Source organism: Phorcysia thermohydrogeniphila, assembly GCF_004339575.1.
Lineage (GTDB): Bacteria > Aquificota > Aquificia > Desulfurobacteriales > Desulfurobacteriaceae > Phorcysia > Phorcysia thermohydrogeniphila.
The window spans coordinates 167,429-179,165 of sequence record NZ_SMFV01000002.1 but is presented as its reverse complement, the minus strand read 5'-3'; the positions used below and the strand labels follow the sequence as shown (position 1 = coordinate 179,165).

Sequence of the window (11,737 nt, the reverse complement as noted above, 5' to 3'; positions counted from 1 at the left end):
AGGGGGCACGAGCCCCCCGGGATTACTGGAGTTTACCCTCAAACTTGTCCTTAACGTACTTGAGAACGCCACCGGCCTTGATAATCTTGACCTGTCTTTCGTTGAGACCGTGCTTGGTTGGAATGGAGATACCCTTTGTCCTGTTGATTACAGTTATGATGTTGTCCTCGCCGGGAGCGAAGTTTGAAAGGTCTATCTCAAGGATGTCTCCTTGGTCAATCTTGTCGTAGTCCTCAGGGTTGACGAATACAAGTGGAAGGATACCGAAGTTGATGAGGTTTGCGTGGTGAATCCTTGCAAAGGATTTAGCAATTACAGCCTTAATTCCGAGGTACATTGGACCGATAGCAGCGTGCTCCCTTGAAGAACCCTGTCCGTAGTTCTCACCACCAACGATGAACCCGCCACCTTTCTCCTTAGCCCTCTTAGCGAAGGTCTCATCTACAACGGAGTATACGTACTCAGAGATTGCAGGGATGTTGGAACGAAGTGGCAGTATCTTAGCTCCACCGGGGATGATGTGGTCTGTTGTGATGTTGTCTCCAACCTTGAGAAGAACCTCTCCCTCAAGCTTGTCGCCAAGGGGCTCTTTGTAACCAACGTAGTTGATTGTTGGACCCTTGTAAACTTCAACCTCGTCTGGGTCAGCAGCAGGAGCGAAAATCATGGAGTCGTCAATCTCAAACTTCTCTGGGAGGAATACCTTGATTTCTTCAAGTCCAAGGCTTCTTGGGTCTGTGATAACGCCCTTCATAGCAGTAGCTGCTGCTGTCTCTGGGGAAGCGAGGTATACCTGAGCGTCCTTTGTACCGGAACGGCCGTAGAAGTTCCTGTTGAAGGTTCTTACGGATACGCCCTCAGAAGGTGGAGCAAATCCCATTCCGATACATGGACCGCAGGCACACTCAAGGATTCTGAATCCGGCCTTGAGGAAGTCATCGTAGTAACCTTCCTTAACCATCATCCTGAGAACTTGCTTAGAACCGGGGGAGATAGCTGCAGAAACGAGTGGGTGAACCATCTTGCCGGTTCTTCTGAACATCTCACCAACAGTCTTGAGGTCCCTGTAAGAGGAGTTTGTACAGGAACCGATAGCTACCTGATGAACTCTTAATCCTTCAACTTCCTTAACCTTCTTAACGTTGTCGGGCATGTGAGGACATGCAATCAGTGGCTCAAGCTCAGAAAGGTCTATGTCAATAACCTCGTCGTACTCAGCGTCTGGGTCTGCCTCAAGGGGTCTCCACTGAGCTTCCCTACCCTGAGCTTTCATAAAGAGGTAAGTCTGCTCGTCGCTTGGGAAAATAGAAGTTGTAGCTCCGAGCTCAGCTCCCATGTTTGTGATTGTTGCCCTTTCAGGAACTGTGAGGTACTTAACGCCTTCTCCACCGTACTCAAATATCTTTCCAACTCCACCTTTAACGGAGAGCCTTCTGAGGAGCTCTAAGATGATGTCCTTAGCAGATACGAAAGGCTTTAACCTTCCGTGGAGGTTGACCCTTACAACCTTTGGCATTGTGAGGTAGAAAGGTTCTCCGGCCATAGCAAGGGCTACGTCCATTCCACCGGCACCGATTGCAAGCATTCCGATACCGCCGGCAGTTGGCGTGTGGGAGTCAGAACCAAGGAGGGTCTTTCCGGGAACTGCGAACCTTTCAAGGTGAACCTGATGGCAAATACCGTTTCCGGCCTTTGAGAAGTAAATACCGTACTTGGCTGCTACTGTCTGAAGAAAGAGGTGGTCGTTGGCGTTCTCAGGTCCTCCAGCCTGAAGTGTGTTGTGGTCAACGTAAGAAACAGAGAGTTCTGTTTGAACCTTTGGAAGTCCCATAGCCTCAAAGTGGAGGTAAGCCATCGTTCCCGTAGCGTCCTGTGTGAGGGTCTGGTCAATCCTGATGGCTATGGGCTTTCCGGGAGTCATGTCCCCTTCAACGAGGTGGGTCTTGATAATCTTCTGGACGATGTTCAGTCCCATTTCTCCTCCTTGTATCATATATTTCTTATATTACGTGCAAAGTCACACTCAAGGGTACCTAAAAAGTCGTGAAAATTATGTTAAAAATTTGTAAAAATTTCAAGTGGCAGGAAGGGGGAAATTTGTACTATCCCCCGACAGATTCTCCAGACCTGTGGACCCTAAGGGAGGCACTAACGAGGAAGTGAGAAAATGACAGTTTGGCTATAAGGTTAAAGGTCTCCCTAACGCCTATACCCTTTGAAGCAACGGCTTCCACTTCTGGATAGCCGGCGGTATTGAGGTTCTTCCTTAAAACATCTACAGGAAGAGCATCCGGAAGGTCCCTCTTGTTGTACTGGATAACGAGAGGAACTGACAACCTGCCAAACTTTCTGAGAAGAGAAGAGAGCTCCTCCATAGAGTTCACGTTAGCCTCAAGACGTTTTTTCCGTGAATCAACTACAAAAACAAAACCGTCTGCCCCCCTTATTAGGATTTCCCTTGTTTTTGCGTAAATGTCCTGTCCCGGAATCGTATAAATAGAGTACCTAAGCGTATATCCTCCGGGAAGTTTTTTCTCAACAGGATTAAAATCAAAGAAAACAGTCCTTCCCATTCTCCCAGAAAGTGTTACAACCCTACCTTCTCCCCCGTTAAGCAACTTATCTAACATTAAAATATTTTTAGTTTTTCCTCCGCCCCCTGGCCCCCAGTAAATTATTTTTAGGTTAATTTCCCTTTTTCCTTGATTTACAAGCGCCATTTTCCACCCCTATTTACTAGATTTTTTTAAAAATTCCCCCAGCCGAAATTTTACAACAATTTCACAACAATACCAGCAAACAAGTGGACAGTGTATCAAAATCCACGTAAGTTATTAAGGGCAACACACTTTCCGGGAGGAAAGATGGAACCAACGGTAATTGAAGGAAGGATACCTATATACGTTTACGCAAAGGAGATAGAACCGGAAGTAAGAGCGCAGATTGAAAGGATAAAGGACCTACCTTTCTTCAGGGACAAGATAGTCATAATGCCTGATTGCCACGCCGGTAAGGGTTGCGTTATAGGGTTTACGGGGTACTTTGATGAAGTTGTAATCCCGAATATTGTCGGCGTTGATATAGGCTGTGGGGTCTATACATACCCCCTTGGAATAAAAGTTGATAAGGAAAACCCAAAGGAGAGCCTAAACCTTCCAAAGTTTGACGCTTTTGTAAAGGGAAGAATTCCCATTGGGCTTACATCAAGGACAAAGTCAAACGCAAAGAAGCTGCCATTGAGTAAGGAGGATAAGGAGCTCCTTTCAGAAATTAAGTCCATCCTCATAAACACCTACAAGATAGACCTACAAGACCCTATCCTGCAGGTGGGAACGCTCGGTAGCGGTAACCATTTCTTGGAGCTTGGTTACGATACGGAAAGCGGGGAGCTCTACCTAACAGTCCACTCAGGTTCAAGGAACTTGGGCTTAAGGGTCTGCAACCACTTCCAGAGGAAAGCAAAGGAATATACAAAGAAGAGGTTCTCTGACATTCCGGCAGACTTATCCTTTCTCCCCCTCAACAAGGGTGGAAGGGAATACCTAAGGGCAATGAAACTGGCTCAAAAGTATGCGGACCTTAACAGGAGGATGATTCTAAAGCTAATCGTTGAAGAGTTTTTCGGACAGGAGTTTAACGAAAATAAAGTCATAAAGAGCGTTCACAACTATATAGACCTTGAAAGGGACATGTGCGTGAGGAAAGGAGCAATATCCGCCCATAGGGGCGAAAGAGTTGTTATTCCCTTTAACTTAACAACGGGACTAATCATTGGAAGAGGAAAAGGAATAAGGGAATTAAACTTCTCCGCCCCCCACGGAGCCGGAAGGAAGGTTAGCAGGAGAAAGGCAAAGGAACAGTTTACAGTAAGCGATTTCAGGAAAGCTGTTGAAGAGGCAGGAGTTTTCTCAACAACCGTAAATAAAGATACCTTAGACGAAGCTCCCTTCGCCTACAAAGACCCCAAGGAGATTCTTGAATTCCTACCAAAGACCGTAGAAGTGGAAAGATTTATCAGACCGATATATAACTTAAAAGGGTAGGGAGCCCCCTACCCTTCAGAACTCCTTCCCATTGTTAGTCTAATTCCAAGAACTACTACAACAGATATAGCGGAAAGGACAATAGCCATCATCAGCTTACCCTTGGAGCTTTCCTTCACAACGTCAACCCTTGAGATGAGGTCACGGGAGATGTAGTCCTCAACCTTTTTCATAAGGTCTATCTTGTCAGTAATCACGCCAAACCAGTAGTTCGGGTCAACGTTAAATCCTCCGTCAAAAGGTGAAGAAAGGGCAAGCCTCTCAAGCTTAGATACCTCTCCTGCCGGAGTGGAAGATACAACTGTCTTCCTGTAGTATTCAACGACGTTATCTGGAGCTACAAGCTCAAAGGACTTAATAAAGGCCTTCTGCTGCGCAAGGAGATTAACGAACCTCTTAAAGAGGGAGAGGTCAAACCTATCGCGGGCAAAGGCAACAGAGAGAATAGCTCTCTCAAGTCCCATTTTTTCTTTGGCATAGAGGAAATCAGCATAGGCAGCAAGCTCTCTTGTAATACCTGCATTGTCACTTACCTTAGCAATCTCACCAATAGCATCAATGAGTTCATTGTTCAGTCTTGTATAAAAGCTAACAGCTTCCTTTAGAGTTATCTCCTTTCTATCAACCTTATTCCTTATCTCGCTAACGCTGTTCAGCTCATCAGATACAACACGCTCAATTACCCTCCTTGTCTCTTCCGGTAGAGCTGCGAGGTACTCTTTATCAACGACAGCTTTAAGCTCTGAAATCGCCTTATCGGTCAAAAGCCTCTGTTCTCGGAGCTCCTCCTTAAACTCCTTTCCGCCGCTACCGAGGAAACCTGCACTCCTTCCCCTTTCCTTCTGAAGCTCGTGAACTACGGCAGAAATCTTCGTTGATAGTATGATGCCCTTCTCAAGGGACTCTGCACTCTTGACTTGCTTGAAACTCTCAGATATCAAGAAATAGGCGAAGATAAGAACGACAATTAGGGGAACTACAGTGAGGACTGTAATCCTCCCCTTGGCGTCCTGAGGAGAAGCCATTGTTACCTCCCTGTATGAGTTTTTGTAGATTAAATATTAAACGAAGATTAGGGGAATTTAATATAAATTTTTTCTACAAACTTGCAACCCCCATAAAAAAAAATAAAGGGGGCAGAGCCCCCCAACTCTAACTCTAAAGCAGCAGTTTTAGTTTAGTTGAGCTTCTCAAGAGCCTCTAAGATGAGGAGACCGGCCTCGTTGATGCTGTTCTTACCGATTAGGTTAGAAGCCCTTAGAACGATAAGCTCCTTCTCAAAGGACTCAGGGTCAAGGCCGGAAAGCTTCATAGCCTCGGCAAAGTTCTTAGGCAGAACCCTCACCTTTTTCTCCTTCTCATAGAGGGTTCCTACTTTTCTCAGAGCCTCCAGAACCCTTACTGCAAGCGGCGTAATTGGGTTTGCAAAACCTTCAGGAGTTCCAGAAAGTGCCCTCTTTATGAGCTTTCCTGCCTCGGTTAGAACGATAGCCTCGTTCTGGAGAATGTCTATGTAGCCACGAGCCTCAAGCTTGTTGAGGGCGTACTCAACTTCCTCCTTCCAAGTTTCATCAAACTGTTCGTAAACGTCCTTCACGAAGAAGCCCCTTTCGGGTATCTTGTGGAGAACCTGAAGCTCAAAGCGGGTGATGTGGGGCAGCCTCCTTATTTCATAGGCCATCTGAGCGTACATCTTACCGGCTTCGGTGGCTTCACCACCGCCAACAAGCTGGGCATCAACGGCCTTTCTGTACCAGTCAACGTTTGGAGATGCAAACTCTTTGTTTGTAAGGGTAATCGCCTTAACAGCAACGGCAGGAATTTCCCTTATACCGCGCTTTTCCATATCCTCAAGAACCTTTTCACCGTACTCGGTGAGGTAGTGAACCTTCTTTCCTTCTTTCTCTTCAGCCCTTATCAGGTTAAAGGACTCTAAAGTGTAAAGAGATTCCTGAACGATATCGTACATCTTCTCGTACCACTTGTTGCCCTTTTCGTAGAAACTCTTAAAGAGCTCCTCGGCAGTTTTTACCTCTGAGAACTTCTTCATAATCTCTTCTTTCTTCTGGTAGCCTAAATCTTGGTAGAGCCTCCTTCCGTAGTGCTGGATGAGGTGCTTGTAGTCCTTAAGGGGCTTGTAGAACATGTAGTGGACGAGTTCGTCTACTGTAGGCATAACTGACGGATCGCTTTCGTGGTGCTTCCAGACCTCACGGATGGCCTTAAGGAGTTCTGCATCAAGAATTTCAACGTTGATGGACTTAACAGGCCTAAAGCACCTCTCCTTCCATATCCTGTAGGCTTCAAGGAGGTGCTCACCGGCAGGAAGGATGTTACCCTCACCGTCTATGTAAGCAAGTGCCATAAGGACTTCTTTTTCCTCGTCGGTCAGAGCCTCAACTCCCTCATCTATTACACGGGCAAGGGAGTCCATTATGTCCTCGGAGATAACAGTTTCATAGGTCGGCGCAAGGCACTCGCAGGCCTTCTTTATCTCCTGACCAAGGGCTGTTAGGGCGTACACGTCTGAAGTTGGAACGGAGAACGCAAGAAGCCTCATAGCTCCCATGAGTATCGGGAACCTGCCGCCAGCTGGAAGCATTGAGGATTCTGCTGGTCCTGCAGGCATCTCCTTGATGTACTGGCAGAGCTCCCTGTCTATAATCAGCCTTGGGTGGGCATTTTTGAAGATATCGTAAACGTCCTTCGCGTACTGGTTGATAACAACTACTGTTCCTTTCTTTTCTACTTTCTTCTCTTCAACAAATCCCCTCTTCTTTAGCTCTTCTTCTGTAAGTGGTCCCGGAACATCCCCGTTTTCAATGGCGGTTTCAATCATCATGATAACTTCAGAGCCAAGCCATCTAAAGTCCTCGTCCCACTTTGAAGGATGCTCTATGAGTCCCTTGCTAACCATCTCATCAATGATGTTTGCGAGAGCTCTTCCCCAGTAGGTAAGGGAGTATTCTAAAGGCCTTACCATCCTCAAAAGGTTCATCCTCTCAAGCTCTAAGTATGGAGGCTCCTCACTTTTCATAAAGAGCTGACATGCCGGTGCGTTGTTCAGCTCCTCCTCTCTAACTCTTAAAAGAGCAAGGGCGTGTTCCTTCCTAATTACCATTTCTCCCTCCTCGGTTTAGAATTTATACGCCTCTATTTTTAAATTATGTCAAAAGACATTTGAAGTCAACTAAACCTCTTTTTTAAGAGACAGTTTCCTCCTCTCTAACAATTATTTCATTTCCACGGCCAAGATGTAAAATTCCAATATCATGATTTACGAAAGGCTAGAAGTCCGAAGGATTCTCTTCCTCTCAATAATAGTTGGAATCGTTGCAGGGCTGTTTACTATAGCCTTCATAAAAACCTTAGAGCTCTCAACCCACTTCTTCTTAACAGAAATTGTCGGCTATACCCCACCAAAGCCTTCAGGGGAAGGGGGAACACCTGATTACAACTTCTACATGGAACACAAGTGGCTCCTGCCGCTTGTAACAGCCTTGGGTGGACTCATAACGGGCATTCTCATCTACTTCTTCTCACCCGAATCTGCAGGAGTTGGAACGGATGCAGCAATAAGGGCATTCCACCACAACCTTCCCGTTGGATTTAAGACGGCAGTAATGAAGCTCATAACCTCTGCAATTACCATAGGCTCCGGCGGGGCCTCCGGAAGGGAAGGTCCCATGGCCCTTATCGGAGCCAGTATAGGAAAAGGCATTGCAACAAAACTAAAGCTTAGCTCCAGGGAACAAAACATTCTCCTTGCGGCAGGCCTTGGTGCCGGAATAGGGGCAATGTTTAGAGCTCCCTTCGCCGGCGGAATTCTGAGTGCCGAAGTCTTCTATAAGGAGGACTTTGAAGTTGAAGCCTTGATACCCGGCTTTGTCGCCTCAATTGTTGCCTATATAGTTGCAGGAAGCGTTATCGGTTTTGAACCCCTCTTTCACACCGAAGTTCCCTTTCCCCACTTTTCCAAAGAAACCATTGCAGGATTTGTTCTCTTAGGAATCGTCTCTGCAGTGGTTGCAAAAATCTTAGTAAAGACCTACTTCACCTTACGAGACTTTTTTAGAAAGCTAAAAGTTCACCCGATTTTAAAGCCTGCAGTTGGCGGTTTCTTCGTCGGCATCTGTGGCCTTATAACGCCTTTAGCTATTGGGAACTCCTACGGATGGATACAGATGTTTATGAGCAATCAAGCGACTCCCTTTTCAATCGGTGAATTAATCCTAAGTATTTTCATCGTTATACTTGCCCTTTCCCTAACCCTTGGCTCTGGTGGCTCTGGCGGTGTTTTTGGCCCATCCCTCGTTGTAGGTGGCATTACAGGGGCTGCCCTCTCAGAAGTTCTTAACGCTCTTTTCGGCGAGCCAGTTTTTAACACAGGGGTTATGACTATCGTTGGAATGATTTCCGTATTCACGGCCGTTGCCAGTGCCCCCTTATCAACGATTGTCCTCGTTGCCGAGATGACCCAAGGGTACAACATTCTCCCACTGGCTCTTATATCGCTCCTTTTAGCCCAGCTAATAGCAGGAAATGAAAAAACGATATTTGAGAGCCAAGTTAAGAAAAGAATTGACTCCCCCCTTCACAAAGATGAGCTAAAGGCCTACATTCTTGAAACGGCCAAGGTGAAAGAGGTGATGACAAAAGACGTCATAACGCTCTCCCCCGAAGATACCGCCCTAAAGGCAAAGGAAATTATGGCAGAGAAGTTCATAGCCGGAATTCCAATAACGGTTAACGGAAAAGTTGTCGGAATCGTTACAACTTCCGACATCTTAAAAGTAGAGCCAGAAAAGTTAAAAGAGGTTAAGCTAAAAGAGATAATGACACCCAACCCTGAGTGCGTTCTTCCCGACTGGACGCTCCTGAAAGTAATGAGGATACTTACATCAAAAGGTTTTGGCAGAGCTCCCGTCGTAAGTGACTTTGAAACGATGAAACTCGTAGGAATAATCTCAAGGTCAGACATAGGGAAATTCCTGATTAAAAAAGGCATAACATGATAAAGAGACTCCCCGAAGAGGTAGTACTCAAAATCGCCTCCGGCCAAATAGCCTCATCGCCCTCTGCCGTCCTGAAAGAGCTAATTGAAAACGCTCTGGACGCAGGGGCTACAGAAGTAACCGTGAAAATAGACGACCCTTTCAACTTCCGGGTAATTGACAACGGAATCGGAATACCCTACAAGGACTTACCCTTAGCCGTTGAGAGGTTCGCAACCAGCAAGATAGAGAAGGCGGAAGACCTTGAAAGGATAAAAACTTACGGCTTTAGAGGAGAAGCCCTCCACGCAATATCTCAGGTCTCCCACCTGCAGATAAAGAGCAGGTATAGAAACGAGAACATAGGAGGAAAGATAGAGGTAAAAGGTGGAAAAGTTCTCTCCCTTTCACCAATTCCATTTTCAGGCGGAACAACGGTTATCGTTAACTCACTTTTCTTTAACACGCCTGTAAGGAAAAAGACCTTTGACGGAAGGGAGAAAAAGAGGTTAATTCAAACGGTAAAAACCTTTGCCCTCTGCCACCCGGAGGTAACTTTTAGGATTGACGCTGAGACTCTACCGGCAACCTCCTTAAAGGAAAGGATTCGCCAGCTCTTTGGAGAGTCTATACACTTTAACTACGCAACTTCCGAAAGGGTAAAGCTCCTCTTTACAAGCGCCTTTGATGACGAAAGGAAGAAAGTCTCCTACATTTTCGTAAACAGAAGAGCAGTTACAGTGTCAGAGATAGAGAAACTCTTAGAAGAGCTAAGGGTTAAGAACTACATCCTCTTCATTGACCTTCCACCCCAAGAGGTGGACGTAAACGTTACCCCTTCAAAGGAGAGGGTTTTCCTAAAAGATAAAAAGGTTCTTAAAGAGATTGAGGAAATACTCAAGAGCAATGTCTCCCTACCGTCAATACCATTTATCAGGGAAAAGAGGGAGGTAGAGTACAGGTCACCTATAGAGCTCCTCGGAACTGATGGAACCGTAATCATCGCCCACGACAGCGACTACTACTACTTTTTTGACCAACACTTAGTCCACGAGAGGGTCAACTACGAGGAGCTCCTAAAGGAGCTAAAGGAAGGAAAACTTCGCCAAAAGCAACTTGTTCCCCCATTAGAGCTGAAAGCCCCTAAGGAGGCTGTTAAAAAGCTTAAAGAGCTCCATGTCAGCTTTGAAGTCTCAAGGGATGAAATAAGAATTCTCTCTCTTCCAGAGATTTTAGAGGTTAGCGATGTAGAAAATATAATTGAAGGGAAACCATTAGAAAGTGTGGCTGAAACTGCCTGTAGGAGAGCTCTAAAGACTGGCTATATCCCACTAAACTTTGATGACGTGAGGGAGCTCTTTAACAGGTACTTAAAGTGTTCAGAGAGGGAAGTATGTCCCCACGGCAGGCCAATCTACTACAGGATAAAGAAAACAAAAATACTCAGGAAGCTGGGAAGGAGTTAAGGAAAGAACTTGTAGCCGGACTCACCACCTTTTTCACCATGTCCTACATACTGGTTGTAAACCCAGCAATCCTCTCCTCTACAGGAATGCCCAAGGAAGGAGTAATATTTGCGACGGCCGTCGCATCGGCGATTGCAACTTTCGTAATGGGTATTTACGCAGGACTTCCCTTTGCTTTAGCTCCCGGAATGGGACTTAACGCCTACTTTGCCTATACCGTCTGCGGTCAGATGGGAATAAAGTGGCAGACAGCCCTAACAGCAGTTTTCTTGGAAGGAGTTATATTCCTACTAATGGCTTTCTTTGGCGCAAGGAGAGCTCTCTTCAAGGCTATCCCGCCCTCCTTAGCCTACGGAATCTCTGCAGGTATAGGACTGTTTATTGCACTCATAGGGTTAAAGAACAGCGGAATCATCGTTCAGGATCCCCACACCTTAGTAAAACTTGGAAACCTTAAAAGCTTTGAAGCCTTAGTAACTCTTCTCTCGCTAATTCTAATAGCCACGCTACTAAAGAAAGGGATTTCAGGGAGTCTCCTCTTAGGGATAATCTTTGTGGAAGGTTTAGCCCTTGTTTTCGGGAAAGCACAACTGCCCGAAACCTTCTTTGGGTTTCCATCGCCATCTGCCGCATTTCAGCTTGATTTTCACTCCATCTTCACCGGAGCCATAATTCCCGTTATAGTGGCTTTCCTGCTGGTTGACGTTTTTGACACCGTAGGAACGCTTTCAGGCCTCTCTGCAAGGCTCGGGATACCCCTTACAGACAAAAAAATCGGGAGAGCTCTAACCTCAGACGCCATCGGCACAACGGTAGGCGGGCTACTCGGGACGTCAACTGTAACGACTTACATAGAGAGCTCCAGCGGTATTGCCTCCGGCGGTAGGACGGGAATCACAGCAATTACAGTAGCTATTCTTTTCCTACTCTCACTTTTCCTCTACCCGCTAATATCGGCAATCCCAGAATTTGCAACCTCTGCCGTCCTTATATACGTTGGAGCTTTCATGATGGCCTCACTAAGGAAAATAAACTGGGAAGACCCTTCAGAGTCCCTTCCGGCATTCGTGATACTCATCGGGATACCGTTTACCTTTAGCATCTCTGACGGAATGGGACTCGGATTCATAACCTACACGGCAGTAAAAGTGCTAACCGGAAGATTGAAGGATTTAAATCCTCTTCTTATCTTAATTACTGTAATATTTACGGCAAAATTCTTCGCCTAAATACC

The 11,737-nt window shown here is 46.1% G+C and carries 8 protein-coding genes; 4 read left to right on the top strand and 4 right to left on the bottom strand.

Annotation, left to right across the window (positions count from 1 at the left end; all coding sequences use genetic code 11):
• Positions 1-22: 22 nt before the first annotated feature.
• Both CLV27_RS03565 and CLV27_RS03560 read right to left on the bottom strand, forming a co-directional pair.
• On the bottom strand, positions 23-1,975 hold the full coding sequence (locus CLV27_RS03565; protein ID WP_132525899.1) for an aconitate hydratase: 1,953 nt from the start codon (positions 1,973-1,975) through the stop codon (positions 23-25).
• 127 nt (positions 1,976-2,102) lie between these two features.
• Positions 2,103-2,630 carry a GTP-binding protein gene (locus CLV27_RS03560; RefSeq protein WP_165863671.1) on the bottom strand — a complete coding sequence of 176 codons (528 nt, stop codon included), beginning with the start codon at positions 2,628-2,630 and terminating at the stop codon, positions 2,103-2,105.
• Positions 2,631-2,864: 234 nt separating this feature from the next.
• Here CLV27_RS03560 and CLV27_RS03555 point away from each other — a divergent pair, with 234 nt between their 5' ends.
• Positions 2,865-4,043, top strand: a complete 1,179-nt coding sequence (locus tag CLV27_RS03555) for an RtcB family protein (RefSeq protein WP_132525895.1) — start codon at positions 2,865-2,867, stop codon at positions 4,041-4,043.
• 8 nt (positions 4,044-4,051) lie between these two features.
• On the opposite strand, the gene CLV27_RS03550 is transcribed toward CLV27_RS03555, so the two are convergent.
• The gene (locus CLV27_RS03550) at positions 4,052-5,068 is read right to left on the bottom strand and encodes a nitrate- and nitrite sensing domain-containing protein (protein ID WP_132525893.1); all 1,017 of its coding nucleotides are present in this window, start codon (positions 5,066-5,068) and stop codon (positions 4,052-4,054) included.
• Between the two features lie 152 nt (positions 5,069-5,220).
• Positions 5,221-7,164 carry a DUF505 domain-containing protein gene (locus CLV27_RS03545; protein WP_132525891.1) on the bottom strand — a complete coding sequence of 648 codons (1,944 nt, stop codon included), beginning with the start codon at positions 7,162-7,164 and terminating at the stop codon, positions 5,221-5,223.
• Between the two features lie 151 nt (positions 7,165-7,315).
• Here CLV27_RS03545 and CLV27_RS03540 point away from each other — a divergent pair, with 151 nt between their 5' ends.
• From CLV27_RS03540 to CLV27_RS03530, 3 genes are read left to right on the top strand one after another with little or no spacing between them, the layout of a single operon-like run.
• A complete protein-coding gene (locus CLV27_RS03540) occupies positions 7,316-9,058 on the top strand; it encodes a chloride channel protein (protein ID WP_132525889.1) in 1,743 nt (580 codons plus the stop codon).
• A complete protein-coding gene (gene mutL, locus CLV27_RS03535) occupies positions 9,055-10,503 on the top strand; it encodes a DNA mismatch repair endonuclease MutL (RefSeq protein ID WP_132525887.1) in 1,449 nt (482 codons plus the stop codon). The genes CLV27_RS03540 and mutL overlap by 4 nt, the downstream gene beginning before the upstream one ends.
• A complete protein-coding gene (locus CLV27_RS03530) occupies positions 10,431-11,732 on the top strand; it encodes an NCS2 family permease (RefSeq protein ID WP_132525885.1) in 1,302 nt (433 codons plus the stop codon). The genes mutL and CLV27_RS03530 overlap by 73 nt, the downstream gene beginning before the upstream one ends.
• Positions 11,733-11,737 lie beyond the last annotated feature (5 nt).